Origin of the sequence: Bacillus rugosus (assembly GCF_023238245.1) — a bacterium.
In the GTDB taxonomy this organism is placed as follows: domain Bacteria; phylum Bacillota; class Bacilli; order Bacillales; family Bacillaceae; genus Bacillus; species Bacillus rugosus.
The window spans coordinates 3608257-3625156 of the sequence record NZ_CP096590.1; the positions used below are offsets into that span (position 1 = coordinate 3608257).

Consider the following 16900-nt stretch of genomic DNA (forward strand, 5'->3'; position numbering starts at 1 on the left):
CCGTTTATCGTCATGATAAAAGATCAAGCTCACTTTTGAGGTAATCAGCTCTTTTTATAATATACGCGCAAATCACATCCGGCTCACGGTCAAAACGCTCAATATCGTTCTTTTTATATGGGTCCATCAGGACAAACGGCCTAATCTGTTCATATATCGCCATTATTTTCGGTTTCATATATTCTATTGTAAAAAGAGTTTGGAGCGTTTTTTCTAACAGTTGCTTGTAGGACTTGCGGAAATCGGGTTCATCCAAAATCCGGGCGGTTAGTGTATTAAATCCTTGAATTCTTACATAATCGGCAGCCATCCGCTCTCCATGGATATCCCTGCCCCAGGTTGCATCATAATCCCAAGGAATCACCTCAAATAATCCGGTTTCACTGCTTCTGTACAACGAGTAGTTGTGGACAAACCCGTCATAGTTTGAGGTGAATACAATACCGGCGAGCCAGCGCAAATACTTATCGACATCTACATGCTTTGTCACTTCTGATTTAAACTGGGCTTTAGGGACAGTATTAATTTTAAAAATCATATCCTGCAAATAAAAATCGTCTTCCTCAGTCCCTGTCTTCTTTTCATATCCAAGCTCAAGCGATGTCTTCGTTTCCCTTTCCAAATCGCTCATCAGAGAGAAATTAGCATCATCATCAACCGCGTAAAAAACCGCCCCGTCCGCCAGCTTCCTTTTCGCTAAATAATATTCATCAACGGATTCAAGTTCAAGATAAACTCCTTCATTCTTCCCATTTACCTTTAAGAACACAAACTCTGCTTTTGGAGACAGCGTCCCAAGCTCGGAGAAAAAATCCAGCGACAATTTGTTTCTCATCATGGAAGGATCTTTATACTCCGCATTTAAATGAATCTCTCGTGCGCCGCGGAATGTTTTCGGCTGATAAAAAGCAATATGGTATGACTTCTTTTTGAAGTCTCTAATATGTGATCCCCGGTAAGCGATATCAATATCCAGCCTTTTTTGATTCACCTTCATCACAGCCGGCACCGGATCATCGTCCCATATATCCTTCTTTAATTCACGCAAATCTTTTGGATGAACAAACAGCTGATAAAGCGGCAAATTGGATTGAGTCTTCATCCATAATCCCCCTTACAAATTTTATGCTTTTATTTTTGTGAGATCTCAGCGGAACACTTATACACTTTTTAAAACCGCGCGTACTATGAGGGTAATAAGGATCTTCATCCTTAAAATCATTTTTAAAAGGAGGATTTCGAATTGGGCCACTATTCCCATTCTGACATCAAAGAAGCGGTGAAATCCGCAAAAAAAGAAGGTTTAAAAGACTATTTATACCAAGAGCCTCATGGAAAAAAACGCAGCCATAAAAAATCGCATCGCTCTCACAAAAAATCTCGTAGCTACAAAAAATCATACTGCTCTCACAAAAAATCTCGCAGCCACAAAAAATCGTACTGTTCTCACAAGAAATCTCGCAGCCACAAAAAATCATATTGCTCTCACAAGAAATCTCGCAGCTACAAAAAATCATACTGCTCTCACAAAAAATCTCGCAGCTACAAAAAGTCCTACTGTTCTCACAAGAAAAAATCTCGCAGCTACAAAAAGTCCTACTGTTCTCACAAGAAAAAATCTCGCAGCTACAAAAAATCATACTGTTCTCACAAGAAAAAATCTCGCAGCTATAAGAAGTCATATCGCACACACAAAAAATCTTATTGTTCCCATAAGAAAAAGTCTCATAAAAAACACTACAAAAAACCGCATCACCATCATCACTACAAAAAAGAGGATGATTATCACAGCAAAAAAGAATTCTGGAAAGACGGCAATTGCTGGGTAGTCAAAAAGAAATACAAATAAACTTAAATTTCATCAATCCATAGGCTGCCGGCAAACGTACGGAGCCTATTTTTCAATTTCCCTATATTAGTTATATGTCATGACATAACATATGCAACCCGCATCATTTGGTTTCCTTGAAACCATTTCGTTATAATTAAGGTATCCTAACGAAAAAGGCGGTTGTTGCTATGTACATATTTCAAGCGGATCAGCTTAGTGCCAAAGACACATACAAGCTATTGTCGGGTGCTGTCATTCCCCGCCCTATTGCATTTGTAACCACCCTTTCTTCAAGCGGAGCGGTAAATGCCGCGCCTTTCAGTTTTTATAACGTTGTCAGCTCAGATCCTCCGCTTCTCAGTATTTCTGTTAACAGGGCGGGAGGACGCCAAAAAGATACAGCCCGAAACGCAATGGAGAACGGAGAATTTGTCGTTCATGTCAGTGATGAAGCCATCATTGAAGACATCAATGAAACGGCGGCAAGCTTAGGGCCGGACGAAAGCGAGCTCACATGCACCTCGCTTCATACCGTCGAAAGCAAAGCTGTTTCAGTTCCCGGCATTAAGGAAGCCCGCATTCGCTTTGAATGCACATTAGAGCGGCATATGACGTTCGACAATGATCAAGGCGTCACAACAGCAGATCTGCTCATTGGAAGAGTTGTCTGCTTCCACCTCGATGAAAAGGTGTATGATGCAGAAAAAGGGTATGTTTTAACAGATGAATTAAAACCTGCCTCAAGATTGGCGGGAAACCACTACGCGAAACTCGGTGAAGAATTTACGCTAATTCGTCCCAGCTGAACAGAAGGACTATTTAAATAGAAGAAACTAGTCGAAAAGACTTAAAATCAATCACAAAAAAGCACGAAGAAACATACAGTTAAAAAAACACCCGGAGAAAAATCCGGGTGTTTTTTTATGAAACATTTTCCCTATTTCCGCCGTATATACAAGTAGGTTAGGAGGGATTTATTTGACAGGCACTCATTTTTTGATTGTGATACTGGCCGCAGCTTTTATCAATACTGCTTTTTATATTTATGCTCGAAAAAAACTAGGCATCCCTAAACCGCCTTGGTGGTATAAACCTGTAAATAGCACTCAAGGATTGCTGGAAATCGCCTTGCTTATTTTATTAGGTTTTTCTGTTTTACGCTTTCCTCCAGAGATTATGCTTTTTTTCTTTCTATACCTGATGAATGGTTTACGCACATTTATGGAATGGAAATATGAGCGTGAAGAAAAACAATATGTACACTACTTATTTAGCACTGTTCTTTCTCTAGTCATTTTTATTTATATTTGTATTTTCTTCTAATATCTCAAATTCCAACAGCCGCCCCATCCCCCCGCGGGTCGGCTCCGCCATGAAGAAAGCCTTCCTCATCCACTTTAATTGCTGCTGCGTGTCCCATCAGCGGATCATAGTCACCGACAACCTCAACGAGATGTCCGCTGTCTTTTAGCTTTTCAATTGTTTCCTCTGAGATTCTGCCCTCGACTCTGAGGCCTTCATATTCCTCTCCCCATGTCCTTCCCCACACCCAGCGCGGTTCGCTGATTGCCTGCTGAGGATGCATTCCGTAGTCCAACATTCGGGTAATGATGGCCGTCTGGGTCTGAGGCTGGCCTTCGCCGCCTTGTGTGCCGTACAGGATTTTCGGTTTTCCGCCTTTGCAGGCCATAGCTGGCATAAGCGTATGAAAGCTGCGTTTTCTCGGCTCAAGCGAATTGACATGATTTTTATCCAATGAGAAAAATGACCCCCGGTTTTGCAGTAATATGCCTGTATCACCAGCAGTGACAGCCGAGCCAAATTCAAAGTACAGGCTTTGAATGAAAGATACTGCGTTGCCATCCGCATCGATGACGGCCGCATATGCCGTATCACTTCCCACCGGCCTGCTTTCTACCGGTTCTGCCAGATAGCCGATTTCTTCCGCCAATCGTTTCGCATAGCTTTTGTCTAAAAGCCTTTCAAGCGGGATGTCCGCAAACTCCGGATCAGTCAGGACGGCATTCCGATCTAGGAAACTCTTTTTCAACGCCTCCACAAGCACATGATAATACTCAAATGAACCGTGTTCGATTTGGGTGAAATCATAGTTTTCCAGAATATTCAGTGTTAATAAACCTGTAAATCCCTGAGAATTTGGCGGTGCCTGATATACACTGTACCCTCGGTAATCACTTGAGACAGGCTCCGCCCACTCGCCCCGGTGCGCTTTAAAATCATCGTGTGTCATATAGCTGCCATTATGCTGTAAATACGAGACAATCCGATGAGCGATATCTCCTTCATAGAATACGCTTCTTCCTTTTTCAGCGATCATGTTCAAACTGTCTGCAAGCTCTTTTTGCACAAACCGCTCTCCCGGGACAGGCGCTTTGCCGCCTCTCGTGAAGATATCGGCCGTGTAAGGTGTGGAGGCCAGCAGTTCAAGATTCGTTTCTGTGTGACGGCACTGATCAGCCGATACTGGGAAACCATTTTGGGCATAGTCGCGTGCGGGCTCCAACACGTCCCTAAGAGACATACGTCCATACTCCTTCAGTACTGCATCCCAGCTATCAACCATCCCCGGCACGGTAATGGCACTGTCGATTCCCCGCAGCGGAATCGCGCTTTTTCCCTTATATACATCTCTCGTTACATTTTGTCCTGAACGGCCGCTGCCATTGTAGACTCTTACCGCCTTTCTTTCCTGGTGAAAGGTCAGCCAAAAGGAATCCCCGCCAAGCCCCGTCATATGCGGATACACAACTGCCAGACAAGCACTAACAGCCACGGCTGCGTCAAACGCGTTTCCTCCCTTGTTCAGTATTCGGTTTCCGGCTTGAGATGCGAGGTAATGCGGACTGACGACCATTTGTTTTGTACCGATAATAGATCTGTTCATCACAAGTCCCCTTTGAAAGAGATTTTCTTCAGTATAGAGAGCCTGATTTTTCACATCTACTGATCCGGCAGAAAAGCTGACGAACTTTATTCTTTTCGTAAACATAAAACCATTTTTATATTCATTATGAAAATAAATTAAAATTTTCTCGTTCGAAACGAAACTTATGTGATAAAATAACATCTAAAAGGCTTACGAAAGCAGGTGGAGCAAATGAGCAATGAATACCAAATCCCCAACCTTGTACTTGATGAGATCGACAAACAAATTCTCACCATTTTGCATGAAGAAGGAAGAATTTCTTATACGGACCTTGGCAAGAGAGTCGATTTATCACGGGTTGCCGTCCAGGCACGGATCAATCAGCTCATTGAAGCAGGTGTTATCGAAAAGTTTACTGCTGTCATCAATCCCGCTAAAATCGGCATCCATGTATCCGTGTTTTTCAATGTTGAAGTAGAGCCGCAATTTTTAGAGGAGGTCGCTCTCAAGCTTGAGGAGGAGCCTGCGGTCACCAGCCTTTATCACATGACAGGCCCGAGCAAGCTGCATATGCATGGGATCTTTGCCAACGATCAAGAAATGGAAGAGTTTTTAACAAAACGGCTGTATCCGCTGCGAGGCGTCGTCAGTGTTGATTGCCAGATGCTGATCAAACGATACAAAAGCCGTATGGGAATGAAGCTGTAAAGGAGAGAAACGAATGAAAAACCATCCTTATCGGGATATGACGGCCGCTATGGTGCGCACTGGCATATTAGGATTCGGCGGCGGACCTTCCGTGATTCCGCTGATCCGCCATGAAGCGGTCAATAAATATAAATGGATTGATGATGATGAATTCGGAGAGATATTAGCGATCGCTAATGCACTTCCCGGACCGATTGCCACAAAAATGGCTGCTTATCTTGGGTTCAAGCTAAAAGGCACGTTAGGCGCAATTGTAGCGACTCTCGCTCATATTCTGCCTACATGTCTTGCTATGGTGGGCTTGTTTGCGGCTGTAAATGTCTTAAGCCATTCAGCAATTGTTGCCGGCATGATTGGTGCCGTAACGCCAGTGATTGCGGTAATGCTTGGCATTATGGCGTACGAATTTGGCCAAAAGGCGCTTAAAGGTTTCGGCTGGGTCACCGGCATCCTGTTTTTTATGATCGCTTTTATCGGACTGCAAACGTTACAGATCAATCCCGGCCTTGTCATTATCATTTTCTTAGCGTACGGCGCGTTTCATTTTAAACTGAAAGACAAAATCACAAATAAACATTCAAAAGATAAAGGAATGTCGGCCTCATGATATCGATCTATTTATTTATGGCGTTTTTTATCGCAAACCTACTCGGATATGGCGGCGGACCTGCGTCTATCCCGCTGATGTTTGAAGAAGTCGTAAATAGATACAGCTGGCTCTCAAACGACCAATTCTCAAACATGCTCGCACTTGCGAACGCATTGCCGGGCCCGATCGCAACCAAAATCGCCGCGTATGTCGGCTACAGCGCAGGCGGGTGGCCCGGCTTCCTGATTGCGCTGATCGCAACTGTCATCCCATCGGCGCTTGCATTGATCGTCCTGCTGCGCATCATTCAGCGCTTCCGCCAATCACCCGTCATCAAAGGCATGACGCTGTCCGTTCAGCCTGTCATCGCTGTCATGATGCTCATTCTTACCTGGCAAATCGGCGCAGACGGCATCAAAGCGATCGGATGGATCCAATCTATAGTGATTGCGGGGATTTCTCTCCTTGCCATGACTAAATTTAAGATGCATCCGGCATTTCTGATTATCGCGGCGTTTTTGTATGGCGGCCTTGTGATTCCTCATTTGTAGAAAAAAGCACCTGAACAGGTGCTTTTTTATTTTGGTCCCAAAATGCCGTTGGATATAACGGCTGTTTCTTTGCCTTCATCATCCTTGATGATGCGCTTGATTTGCAGCGTAGTTCCTGCCATTCTCACAGATTTCTGAACCTGAGGCGAATTCGTTTCAACCTGTATCCAATCAGAAGGCTTCACCTTCCAAAATAGAAAAAATGCAAGAACCAGCATGCCAGCAATGACCGACAGCAAAAACTTCATATCGCATCGCTTCTTTTCAGTAAGCGGCTCGCAGCGGAGAGCGCCTGATGATCACGAAGAATATCGCCGGGACGATTGCCTTCTCCCAGCACATAGCCTTTAAAGGGCAGCTCCATAAAATCAAAAATATGTTCAAATTGCTGAATTAGCGGCAGCCCCTTTATTTTTGGATTGTCTCCGCCCACTGCCGTCACATATGCCTGCTTCGCTGACATTTGCTGTTGAAAATCAGGAAATCGGGGATCTCTCAACGTTTGTGACCAGCGATCAATAAATAGCTTTAACGTCGCTGACATGCCGAACCAATAAATTGGAGTAGCGAATATGAGAATATCGCAGGGCAATATCCGCTCAATGATAGAATCGTAATCATCATGAACAGGACTGAAGCCCCCTTGAGCGTGACGCATATCTTCAATTGGCTGGATCTGATATTTCCGCAAATGAATATGTTCGGCATCGAATCCTTGTACAGTTTTCTCCACAAGAATATCCGTATTTCCGCCAGACCGTGTTCCGCCATTAATAACCACAATTTTCATCATGCATCTGCTCCTTTGTTTACGAAAGATTTTCTTCATCATATAATGGATTCATCAATCAATACAGATGATTATTTCGATTAATTCAATCGATAAAACCGATTTAGAAAGGAAGAGAACAGGTGGAATTGAAGCAGCTGATCACCTTTATTACGGCGGCAGAACATGTAAACTTCACCCTTACTGCCAAGATGCTTAATTATGCACAATCAAGCGTTACCTCCCAGATCAAATCACTTGAAGAAGAAATCGGGACTCCTTTATTTGAACGGCTCGGCAAGCGGCTCATCCTGACAGAAGCCGGCAAAACATTCAAATCCTATGCCGAGAAGATTATTACTTTAACAGAAGAGGCAAAAATGGCCGCAAATCAAGTTAGAGAAACAACAGGAACCTTAAAAATCGGGGCGACGGAAAGCCAGTGCACCTATCGCCTTCCGCCTATCATAAAAGAATTTAAACAGGCTTTTCCCCAAGTAAAGCTCATATTCAAACCGTATATTTCAAACGAGCAAGCGAAAGAACAGCTCTTACAGGGCCAGCTTGATATCACCTTCATCTTGGATGTAAATCGGCCGGACGACGCATTGCACGTGGAATCTTTAATTCAGGATGAGATCAAAATGGTGGCTGCTAACGACCATCCCTTTCCTGCAGATTTACCAGTAACATTGAAGGGCCTTCAAAACGAAACCCTTCTGCTGACAGAAGACGGCTGCTCGTACCGCACGCTCTTTGAGAACACTTTACATGACGCCGGTGTCTACCCTAACAAATTAGAATTTGTCAGCATAGAAGCCATCAAACAATGCGTGATGGCCGGACTTGGTATTGGAATCTTGCCTGAAATGACAGTACAAGATGATATTGCAGCAGGACGGATGAAAGAACTCAATTGGCAGAACGAATGCCCCGTTTTTACTCAATTAGCATGGCATAAGGACAAATGGATGTCTGCCCCATTAAAGGCTTTTATTGATTTGACGAGGAGAACATTCAAATAAAAAACTTGCGGCCCATGGGCCGCAAGTTTTTGAACGAGCAATTCATATCGCTATACATTCAATGTAAAACCATTTTTTCATTTATCATCCTTACCCCAAACACTCCGCCGGCTGCTGTTCCCTCGCTGGATTTGAACGTGACGGTCACCCTCTCTTTTCCTTTCGTATACGCAACAGGGATGTCATAACATACATCAAAAAGCCTTCCTGGGTGATTAGCTTTTAGCTGCTGTCTGGCCAGTAGTTGATCATCAATCATGATCTCAAAATGTCTTTCGTATGTTTGTTCCTCTGATTGAAAGGTATCATCACTACCAAAATAAGTGACCAGCAAATACATGGGTTGACTCGGCTCTGTTTTCATCTCATAACTGAAAAAGCCATCTCCTCTGCTGTCCCGCCAGCCTCTGTGAACGATACTCGCGTAACCGGAGTAAGAGTTTTCTTTTTTCATGTGATGTTCTATCTCCTGCTGCTGTTCATTCGGCTGAACGGCATCAACTGTTATGCGCCTGATGATTTCCTGCTTTTCTTTTTCTTCATCTGTAAAATCAAGATATTCTTTTTCGGTCATCACGTACCAGTACACGGAGTATCGCTGATGATGCAAATTGTAGAACGGCACTAATATGATTTCTTTATTCCCCGGCTGGCCAATCGGTTTCGTTTGAAATACGAGTGATGTTTCATCTACCCGCGTCACCCAATGATCCAACTGAACCTGATCTGCAACCAACACAGGGACATCAATTAACGGATGGTTATTAAGGGCGAGATGATCAGCAAGTATATCTGTTTCAGGGAAGTCCTCTCTCCCGAGTGCTCCAGCCAATACGACCGGCCCATACATCAGGACGCTTTTTTTAGGATCGTCCTTCGCTTGATAAATGTGGAGTTTCATCGGAAGATCAATCTCAATGCAATCTCCAGTGTTCCAATGTTTGTGAATAGCAAGGTACCCATTTTTCTTAACCGAATGAAGTCGTTTCCCATTGACCACAGCTTTGAGGCCGCCATTCATCCAATAAGGAATACGAATATGGAGCGTCATAGGCACACCGCCAGCTTTTTTGACAACCAGCCTGGTTTTTTCCGCTGCCGGAAAAGAGGTTTCCTGTGTGATGATCAGTTGTTTTTCGCGGACGTTTAATTGTGAAGGAATAAATAAATTCACATACAGATCGCCTCGATCTATATGATAAATATGCTGCGTATAGCGCGCGGGGTTTTCCATCCCGGTGCCTGTACAGCACCAAAAAGAATCTTCCGGTGAACAATACACCTTAAAATGCCCCGGCAGTGTAGAAACAAAATAGGTTTTCATGCCCGAATCAGGATCTTGGGATGCAAGAATGTGATTATAAAGGGCATTCTCATAGTAATCCATAAATCTCGCTTCGTGAAACCACCGGAACAAATGCCCGGTCAATTTCAGCATGTTATACGTATTGCACGTTTCTGCGGTCGTCACCCCTAACTCCTCGCTGCCTTCCGCTCCGAAATGCTCTCCGATACTGTTGCCGCCAATTGCGTAGGAACGCTGATATACAACCTGTTCCCAGAAGAAGAGCGCGGCATTTCTATATGCTTCATTACCCGTAATATCGTACAGCTTGGCTGCCCCGATCACCTTTGGAATTTGGGTATTGGCATGCTTTCCTTCAAGCTCATCCTTCCCCTCTGCCAGAGGCTGAAGAATGGCACGATGGCAGAAACGTTCTGCAAGTTCAAGGTATGCTCTGTTTTTCGTCAGCATATAAAGATCCGCCATCGCTTCATTCATTCCCCCATGTTCACATATCAGCATACGCTGAAATTGCTCGTCCGTCAGACGGTCCAATCCCTTTTTTGCCCAATCAGCCAGCTTGACGACGACACGTAAAGCCGTCTGATTGCCGGTTAGCCGATACATATCTATTAAACCCGCAAACAGTTTATGAATGCTGTACCACGGCACCCAAGAACCTCCCAGACTAAAGTGGTCTACTCGAAAATCACCGCTGAACACCTCATCAAAACACGCTCTAGAGAAACCGCTTACATATCCCTCTTCATCAAATTGCTGGATATGACTCAGCTCATTCACTGCGTACTCTGCTTTCCTTTTCAGTTCTTCATCTCCGGAAGCCTGGTACATGGCTGATGCGGCAGATAGCCAATGACCGATCGAATGCCCGGCAATTTCCTTTGCCTCCCACCCGCCGTAGCGTGGTTTTTTAGGCGTCTGTGATACAGCCTCATAACAAGGCGCCAAAAGACGGTCTACATCCAAAAAAAGCAAATATTCCTTCCCTTTCATCTGAGAATCATAAAACAAGCCCTTTAATAATGTTACATTTTCCATCTTGATCTCCCCCTATCAAGTTTCATCAATTCATGGTGATGCTTTCATTATCCAAATGATCATAAGAGATGTGAATTCAATATTTATCAAAAACATATCCTTTTTTTAGATTGAGCCGTTACACTGGAGATAAGACAAGAGAAAGATGGTGAAGCCATGTATGAAGTAAAACTCCAAGCCAATCATTTGCCTAAAATCCGCGAGGCCGGACATATGAAGGACATTGAAGGGACTTTACGGCACCCCGACAGGACGATGGATGGAATCAGTGTATTTTTTTACGTAAAACAAGGCGCGATCCATGTATTTGAGAACGAAAACGAGTATCGCATTCAGGCGGGGGGATATCTTTTTCTTAAGAACAATACACCGCATTGGGGAGGCGATTTTTATGCACCCCACACCGAATGGTACTACATTCATTTTTATGCCGAACCTTCCCTGTATCAGGAGGAAGAGTTTTCTCCATTTCACAATTCACCGATCCTTCTCAACAGCATCTATTCATCGCAATTAACCTTTCCGAAAAGCGGTTCTGTCTCTCATCGTGAGTACACAGAAAAACAGCTAAGCAGCATTATTCATGCCTTTGAATCACCAAGTGCTTTCAGAGCGCTCCAAGCGTGTTCTCTCACCTACCAATTCTTCATTGACCTGTATAGCAATGCTATAGACAGTCAGGACGGCACACGCTCTTCAAGAATCATCAGCCGAATCATTGAATTTCTGCACCGCAACAAGCATGCAAAGCTGGTCAGCAGAGATTTAGAAAACGCGTTAGAAATGAATTACGCCTACCTTTCCTCCCTTTTCAAAAAGCAAACAGGGAAAAGCATAACGGCTTATAAAAATGAACTGCTGATTGCACAGGCAATCGATCTATTCAAAACAAGTAACTTAAACGTAACCGAAGTCAGCAGTACATTAGGCTTTTCTAATCCTTATTACTTCAGCAGAGTGTTCAAACGGGTCACCGGAGTGTCCCCGTCTGTATATATAAGCGAAATATACAGGAATCAATAAAAAAACACTTGCAGGTCTTGGCCTGCAAGTGTTACGCGTGATTTTTCTGATAGAACGTTCGCAAAACATGTGTATCAAGGTCAGCCAAGCGGACAGGGATCGGCAGCCTGCTTTCTTGATTGATCAGGCTCATCGTGATCTGATAGCTGCTTTCTAAATCAATATGATTTCCGCAAGATAAGAAAATAGGCTTCACGTCCCGCCGCGTCCGCAATGCACGTCCATATACCTCGCCGTCAATGATAATATCGGTATATGCACCAACTTCATTTTCAGGCATCACGAAATCACAGCCTTTGATTTTGAGATAGGTTTTCGCAATTCCAATTGTCGGCTTACCGAGAAAAAAAGCCGCATGAGTGGCAACGCCCATATGGTTGTAATGCAGATACCCGTTGCCATCAAACAAGAAGACATCCGGCTCCCTCTCCAGCTTTTTCGCCGCTTCGATGATCAGCGGCAACTCGCGAAACGCAAGGAAACCAGACACATACGGTACGCTGATTTTCCCCATGCTGTGCACTTTTTCAATAACTTCTTTTGTATCTGCGTCAATCACGATAATACTGCACACCCCGTACGGTTCGCCGTCCTGCTCCCAATAGGCAAGGTCGACGCCTGCGCAGGTTTTGATAGAGCCTGGATGGATGGTGGGGGATAGGTTGATTTTATGTATAAGGGATTGTTGTGTGTGAACAAAATCCGATTCATCTTTTAGATGAAAATCGTGAATTTGATGTATTTTCATGTCACTAGTTATCCTCTCTTTACTTCTTAAAAAAGACTTATCTGCTCAGCTACATCTCAAATCCACTTCACCAGAAAGATCTTGCAAATGGATATCAATTTCTCCTGAAGGATTGTTTAAATCTCTAACTTCAATTTTTTTCAAACCTTTTATTTGATTAAACTCTTAGGCACTTTTATTTTCTCTGCGCATTTGTTCTTGTACTTTTCGTCTAATTCCCTTTTCATAAATAGACGTTGGGGCAGTTCACCGATTTCAGGATATTCATTAATAAATCTGATTCCCTGTTCCATAAATAGTAACCATTCCATCCATTTATCAAGAATCATTAAACCTGCTTCCAAGTAGTTGTTACTTGATTTAAATGAAATTCAATATATAAAATCACTTTTTTATAGTCGTCTGATGAAAATTCTTTAATAGGCTCCTCCCAATCATTATTTTTAACTATTAAAACCAGATAGTTACCTTCAGGGGAAATGTCAGGATTCCATCCTAAGTCAAGCGTTATTGAGGATTGTTCATGATAAAGCTGCAACAAACTATCTGTGAACATAAACCAAGCATCATCATTCGGCTCAATGTTCTTGGATCTACTTCAACAAAATGATTATAATTCACTTTCCAACCTTGCGTTATTCTTAGGGGATGTATATTAGCTTTTTGGAACATCTAATTTAATATGCTTTCTTGCCATGAGAACCTCTCTAGAGTGCAGTTATTCTTAAAGTCTGTTTTTAGATAACTTTGGTCAACCAACTATTTGAGTGCAACGCCCGACAGGTAAAAATGTAGATTATGGAGCTGGGAGCTGTGCGAGCTTCACTTTTGCAAGGCTGCCTCCTGCATCTATATTTATCATACCAATTATTTTATAGAATAGTTTCAATTTAAAAGTTTAAAAAACCTCGAAAGGCATGTGCCAATCGAGGGGAAGTTAAGTTTGAGGGTTAAAACTGATATTCTTCCACAAAAACGCTATGAGAACCTTAGCAGCCTCACATTATCTTTCCTCTCTGCACAAGTGAGTATATTCGCCAAATTCAGGAAAAATATCCCAATTTCTCTCTAGGCTGTCGCTAGTTTCACGCTCTTCGACTGAACCGGTCTTAAAATCTGTCTTCTCCATTGCTATATGACCATCTTCGCGAAAGCCTAAAATCAAACTGCTTACTTCATTCTCAGTTGTATCATCATATTCCCAATACATCGCTGTTCTTAAGAAAATTTTACCGTCACTTATAACTTCAAAATCATAATTCAGATACTTACGATCCAGGTCATCATAAAAACCCACGGAAACCCATTCATTTGTTACATTTACAATATATTTAGGTTTTTCATCTTCGGTTAATACCGCAGTATATGGTTCATGTTTTTGATGATGCAAGTATGCGGTACGATCATCAAGAATATTCCAAGGTTGTTTTTTGATGTCCGACCATTCATCACAATAATAAACTTTCATAGTCAATTATACACCTTCCCATTTATATCCCTAATAATAATCCTATTTTTTGTTGCTTCATCAAGAATTTTTTGTGGAATAGTTTTATTTTGAACCGGTACTTCTAATATCAATTCACCTTTCAGTCGTCCGCCTTTAAGAGCTTTTGGATTAAAAGGACCATTTGATATTTTAGACCCTGAAGAGTATTTTTTAGTAATCTCGTTCAAGTAACTCAGTGCTGTCTTTTCTTGAACGTCACTAAGTTGAGTATATTTCCTGGAAACTATCTCCTTATTTGGAGAATATGAATCAACTACGTACTTTTTGCCACCCGCTTCTTTTGCTTCTAACTCTACTTCATTATAAGGGTAACGAGGGCGATTTTCCTTATTAAAATTATTTCCTGCTTCCCACCGTTCTTTAAGCCAAGACGGTAATGGATTCTTATTAGATGACTTACCCGTACCCTTAATACCTTTACCACTACTCGCCATCTTCACAATCCCAAGATCCTTAACAGCCGTCTTTTCCACATCTACACGGACTGTTGGGAATCCGAACGTTAAACCATCCGGTGTAACTGGGCGTTCTGCGTATACACGGACGTTTGTTGGGACTTTGAATTGTTTTACTTTTTCTAGTGTCTTGTTAGCTTTTTGGACTTTTGAATGGGTTGCGAGCGGGATGCCTTTATCAATATGTTTCGCCAATGCACCGGCTCCAACCAAGCTCAATGCCGCTTCCAGCGCGCCCGATTTCCGCTTCTCCTCAGACACTTTGTTTCCAAACATATCTCTGCCTGTCACGGCTTCAGAGAATCCGTTTGACGCAACAAGGCCGTATGCGCCCATTTCTGACATTTTGAGAATGTCTAGGGATTTGCCTGTTTTGTAGGCGTCTAAAGCGTGTTCGGCCGCGATAGCCGCTTTTCCGGTTTTGTAGATGGCTTTTCCACCTTTGAAAGCACGGCCTGCCCAGCCTACGACCGGTATGAAGCCAGCTGCGGCCATAGCTCCCGCTGTTACACGTTCTGCTGCCGAGAGTTTTTCTCCAGTAACCGGATCAACGCCTTCGGTTGCTCTTTTATAATCATAATAGCCAGTGACTTCTCCAGTAAAGTTGCAAACTCCATCCCATGTTTTCTCGTACCATGGTTTATTTGCTTCTTCTTCAGCCTTTTCCTGAAGCCGTCTTGCTTCTGCTTGCTGGGCTTTTGCATCGATATATGTTGTTCCCTGTTTTTCTACTTCAATGACGCTTTTGTAGACTTCATTGCTGTGGAAGGCTTTTTTGTCATAGTACATAGGGGATGCGCTTTTTCCGTTGCTGGTGGCCTGCATGAGAACAGAATATTTGCTGAGCACTGCGTTGTCCAGAGACTCCAAATTTTGATATTCAGTGGTCAAGGATTCATCGAGCTTATCGACTGCTGTGATCGTATCACGCCTGATTTTTTGGGCATCGCCCATCTTATCTGCATAGTCGTCAAGTGTGTACATGTCGAGATTAATAATATCGCTGATGCCTGACAAAATAGAATCGATTTCTTCTTTATGAGCGGAGACAATTTCTGAGGCTTTCAAATCTCCATTGGGCAGCTCATGATCCAAAAAAGAAGTTTCCACATATGAATCATTCAGTTCTTGATCTTTAATATCTCCTGAAATGCCATTTAAAAACGCAATTTGAGCAGAGACAAGCGTCAGCCAGCTGTCAACGATTTCCGCCTGTCCCTGAAAGAAAGCTTTAATATTGTCCGCGCCTTTTCCTTTAAAATTATCGCCTAAATCCGCCACTTCCTGAAACGCTTTTTTCAGCGTGTTCAGCTGCTCTTCAAGCGTCTCATATTGCTTTTTTCTGCTCTTCGCTTCTTCAATTAAAGATTTTGATTCAAATACTTTATTCATCGCACTGCCCTTTCTGTTCTATTTTACCGCTATCGCCTCGTCCTGTTCTTTGAGTGAATCTACATTATCCTTTGTATCTTCAATATTTTTCTGTACCGCTTTTTTGTAGTCTCCGAGCATTGTTTTGATGTTCTCCTCACGCTCATGATATTTTTTCGTATAATCGAGTCTATTTTTTCCATTGGAGCCCGCGGCGCCGATAGATACGTCAGCAAGCGCATCTTTGACAGAATCCAATGTTTTGATGACTGTGTCGTACTTCAGCTTAATTTCTGACATAAAAAAAGATCACCACCATTTTAGTTTACTAATTGTATTTCCGACTTCTTCCGCGAACTCTTCTCCCTTTTTAAGGAGATCTGCTGCACCATTTGCTATGACCAATTCCCCTGCATAAGCGGCTTTTTTAAATTCTAGATTAAAAATTTCACCACTAATAGAAGCCATATACCCGTTATATTTATCATTCACAATCTTGGATGCTTCCGATTGTGCATTCTCTCTGCCCTTGTCGAAATCATCCGCTTTTGTTCCCGTCCAGTGCTTGCCCAATTCCGGTTTCACAATTTCTTTGATTTCAGTAATTGCCTCTTCTTGCAATGTGTCTATGTCCTTTTTTGCTTTTTTCAGCTTTTCGATCTTGTCTTCTACGTCCGAAATTTTTCCATTGAGCGAACTTTTGATATCCGCTAGCATACTTTCATAACCCATCTGAATCACCTCTTAATACTCAAAAAGTCGTATGGAGGGGCTGATGAAGATAGACTTTTCCATACTTTATTTCCATATATTATATTTTAAAATAGCCAGAAGGCGGCTTAAATAGGGTAAACGGCTTAATTTAGGTGTATAACGCTCTCAATGTGTAGGTCTATAATCTCGTTTTTGTTCGTTATATAGCTTATGAAAGCATTTTATGATTTTGAAATACCTAAAGTCATAGTTATAAAGACACTTGAAAGAGCCAGATATTGATGATCTGTCTCTTGTTGTAAGAGTACATTCTGTTTTTGTTGTTTTTTTCGCTTTAGACCTTAGTAGAATAGAAAAAAACTGGCTCTCAGCCAG

At 42.6% G+C, this 16900-nt stretch carries 19 protein-coding genes and 1 pseudogene; 8 read left to right on the forward strand and 12 right to left on the reverse strand.

The window, feature by feature from the left end; genetic code table 11:
- Positions 1–10: 10 nt before the first annotated feature.
- On the reverse strand, positions 11–1102 hold the full coding sequence (cotH, locus tag M0696_RS18275) for a spore coat protein CotH (RefSeq protein ID WP_222142166.1): 1092 nt from the start codon (positions 1100–1102) through the stop codon (positions 11–13).
- Positions 1103–1243: 141 nt separating this feature from the next.
- Here cotH and M0696_RS18280 point away from each other — a divergent pair, with 141 nt between their 5' ends.
- From M0696_RS18280 to M0696_RS18290, 3 genes are all read left to right on the forward strand, one after another.
- The gene (locus M0696_RS18280; protein WP_248602251.1) at positions 1244–1849 is read left to right on the forward strand and encodes a CotG/ExsB N-terminal domain-containing protein; all 606 of its coding nucleotides are present in this window, start codon (positions 1244–1246) and stop codon (positions 1847–1849) included.
- Between the two features lie 170 nt (positions 1850–2019).
- Complete coding sequence (locus M0696_RS18285) at positions 2020–2637, forward strand: flavin reductase family protein (RefSeq protein ID WP_166847526.1); 618 nt, start codon at positions 2020–2022, stop codon at positions 2635–2637.
- 172 nt (positions 2638–2809) lie between these two features.
- Positions 2810–3154 (forward strand): DUF4181 domain-containing protein, encoded by a 345-nt coding sequence (locus M0696_RS18290; RefSeq protein ID WP_166847523.1) that lies wholly within the window; start codon positions 2810–2812, stop codon positions 3152–3154.
- Between the two features lie 4 nt (positions 3155–3158).
- Here the strand turns inward: M0696_RS18290 and ggt are convergent, their stop codons facing one another.
- Positions 3159–4736 (reverse strand): gamma-glutamyltransferase, encoded by a 1578-nt coding sequence (gene ggt, locus M0696_RS18295; RefSeq protein WP_222142169.1) that lies wholly within the window; start codon positions 4734–4736, stop codon positions 3159–3161.
- Between the two features lie 213 nt (positions 4737–4949).
- Between ggt and chrS the strand changes: the two genes are divergently transcribed.
- From chrS to chrA, 3 genes are read left to right on the forward strand one after another with little or no spacing between them, the layout of a single operon-like run.
- On the forward strand, positions 4950–5426 hold the full coding sequence (gene chrS / locus M0696_RS18300) for a chromate efflux transcriptional regulator ChrS (RefSeq protein WP_014115423.1): 477 nt from the start codon (positions 4950–4952) through the stop codon (positions 5424–5426).
- 13 nt (positions 5427–5439) lie between these two features.
- On the forward strand, positions 5440–6033 hold the full coding sequence (gene chrB / locus M0696_RS18305) for a chromate efflux transporter subunit ChrB (protein WP_222142170.1): 594 nt from the start codon (positions 5440–5442) through the stop codon (positions 6031–6033).
- A complete protein-coding gene (gene chrA, locus M0696_RS18310) occupies positions 6030–6566 on the forward strand; it encodes a chromate resistance efflux protein ChrA (RefSeq protein WP_166847513.1) in 537 nt (178 codons plus the stop codon). The genes chrB and chrA overlap by 4 nt, the downstream gene beginning before the upstream one ends.
- Before the next feature lie 26 nt (positions 6567–6592).
- Here chrA and M0696_RS18315 read toward each other — a convergent pair whose 3' ends face one another.
- Positions 6593–6814, reverse strand: a complete 222-nt coding sequence (locus M0696_RS18315; RefSeq protein WP_166847490.1) for a hypothetical protein — start codon at positions 6812–6814, stop codon at positions 6593–6595.
- Complete coding sequence (locus M0696_RS18320; RefSeq protein WP_166854578.1) at positions 6811–7356, reverse strand: flavodoxin family protein; 546 nt, start codon at positions 7354–7356, stop codon at positions 6811–6813. The genes M0696_RS18315 and M0696_RS18320 overlap by 4 nt, the downstream gene beginning before the upstream one ends.
- A gap of 122 nt (positions 7357–7478) precedes the next feature.
- On the opposite strand from M0696_RS18320, the gene M0696_RS18325 reads away from it, so the two are divergent.
- A complete protein-coding gene (locus tag M0696_RS18325; RefSeq protein ID WP_222142171.1) occupies positions 7479–8360 on the forward strand; it encodes a LysR family transcriptional regulator in 882 nt (293 codons plus the stop codon).
- Between the two features lie 58 nt (positions 8361–8418).
- Here M0696_RS18325 and M0696_RS18330 read toward each other — a convergent pair whose 3' ends face one another.
- Positions 8419–10704, reverse strand: a complete 2286-nt coding sequence (locus tag M0696_RS18330) for a glycoside hydrolase family 127 protein (RefSeq protein WP_222142172.1) — start codon at positions 10702–10704, stop codon at positions 8419–8421.
- Between the two features lie 156 nt (positions 10705–10860).
- Between M0696_RS18330 and M0696_RS18335 the strand changes: the two genes are divergently transcribed.
- On the forward strand, positions 10861–11727 hold the full coding sequence (locus M0696_RS18335; RefSeq protein ID WP_222142173.1) for a helix-turn-helix domain-containing protein: 867 nt from the start codon (positions 10861–10863) through the stop codon (positions 11725–11727).
- A gap of 31 nt (positions 11728–11758) precedes the next feature.
- Here M0696_RS18335 and M0696_RS18340 read toward each other — a convergent pair whose 3' ends face one another.
- The 7 genes and pseudogenes from M0696_RS18340 to M0696_RS18370 all read right to left on the reverse strand — a co-directional run bounded on the left by M0696_RS18340 (position 11759) and on the right by M0696_RS18370 (position 16543).
- Complete coding sequence (locus M0696_RS18340) at positions 11759–12475, reverse strand: endonuclease V (protein WP_222142174.1); 717 nt, start codon at positions 12473–12475, stop codon at positions 11759–11761.
- A 66-nt stretch (positions 12476–12541) separates the two neighbouring features.
- Positions 12542–12768 (reverse strand): annotated as a pseudogene (locus tag M0696_RS18345) (hypothetical protein); the annotation flags it as partial.
- A 35-nt stretch (positions 12769–12803) separates the two neighbouring features.
- Positions 12804–13031: a hypothetical protein gene (locus M0696_RS18350; protein ID WP_166847475.1), complete on the reverse strand. Its 228-nt coding sequence runs from the start codon at positions 13029–13031 to the stop codon at positions 12804–12806.
- 447 nt (positions 13032–13478) lie between these two features.
- Positions 13479–13943, reverse strand: coding sequence for a hypothetical protein (locus M0696_RS18355; protein WP_248602786.1), 465 nt, complete (start codon positions 13941–13943; stop codon positions 13479–13481).
- 2 nt (positions 13944–13945) lie between these two features.
- Positions 13946–15832, reverse strand: coding sequence for a ribonuclease YeeF family protein (locus M0696_RS18360; protein WP_248602252.1), 1887 nt, complete (start codon positions 15830–15832; stop codon positions 13946–13948).
- 18 nt (positions 15833–15850) lie between these two features.
- Complete coding sequence (locus M0696_RS18365) at positions 15851–16111, reverse strand: YwqI/YxiC family protein (protein WP_166847467.1); 261 nt, start codon at positions 16109–16111, stop codon at positions 15851–15853.
- A gap of 9 nt (positions 16112–16120) precedes the next feature.
- Complete coding sequence (locus M0696_RS18370) at positions 16121–16543, reverse strand: YwqH-like family protein (RefSeq protein ID WP_166847464.1); 423 nt, start codon at positions 16541–16543, stop codon at positions 16121–16123.
- Positions 16544–16900: the final 357 nt, after the last annotated feature.

Coding starts and splice junctions, on each gene's coding strand:
- chrA (WP_166847513.1), top strand. CDS start 6,030: ATGATATCGATCTATTTATTTATGGCGTTTTTTATCGCAAACCTACTC.
- cotH (WP_222142166.1), bottom strand. CDS start 1,102: ATGAAGACTCAATCCAATTTGCCGCTTTATCAGCTGTTTGTTCATCCA.
- chrS (WP_014115423.1), top strand. CDS start 4,950: ATGAGCAATGAATACCAAATCCCCAACCTTGTACTTGATGAGATCGAC.
- M0696_RS18320 (WP_166854578.1), bottom strand. CDS start 7,356: ATGAAAATTGTGGTTATTAATGGCGGAACACGGTCTGGCGGAAATACG.
- M0696_RS18350 (WP_166847475.1), bottom strand. CDS start 13,031: ATGTTCACAGATAGTTTGTTGCAGCTTTATCATGAACAATCCTCAATA.
- chrB (WP_222142170.1), top strand. CDS start 5,440: ATGAAAAACCATCCTTATCGGGATATGACGGCCGCTATGGTGCGCACT.
- M0696_RS18340 (WP_222142174.1), bottom strand. CDS start 12,475: ATGAAAATACATCAAATTCACGATTTTCATCTAAAAGATGAATCGGAT.
- M0696_RS18355 (WP_248602786.1), bottom strand. CDS start 13,943: ATGAAAGTTTATTATTGTGATGAATGGTCGGACATCAAAAAACAACCT.
- M0696_RS18365 (WP_166847467.1), bottom strand. CDS start 16,111: ATGTCAGAAATTAAGCTGAAGTACGACACAGTCATCAAAACATTGGAT.
- M0696_RS18370 (WP_166847464.1), bottom strand. CDS start 16,543: ATGGGTTATGAAAGTATGCTAGCGGATATCAAAAGTTCGCTCAATGGA.
- ggt (WP_222142169.1), bottom strand. CDS start 4,736: ATGAACAGATCTATTATCGGTACAAAACAAATGGTCGTCAGTCCGCAT.
- M0696_RS18330 (WP_222142172.1), bottom strand. CDS start 10,704: ATGGAAAATGTAACATTATTAAAGGGCTTGTTTTATGATTCTCAGATG.
- M0696_RS18335 (WP_222142173.1), top strand. CDS start 10,861: ATGTATGAAGTAAAACTCCAAGCCAATCATTTGCCTAAAATCCGCGAG.
- M0696_RS18360 (WP_248602252.1), bottom strand. CDS start 15,832: ATGAATAAAGTATTTGAATCAAAATCTTTAATTGAAGAAGCGAAGAGC.
- M0696_RS18315 (WP_166847490.1), bottom strand. CDS start 6,814: ATGAAGTTTTTGCTGTCGGTCATTGCTGGCATGCTGGTTCTTGCATTT.
- M0696_RS18285 (WP_166847526.1), top strand. CDS start 2,020: ATGTACATATTTCAAGCGGATCAGCTTAGTGCCAAAGACACATACAAG.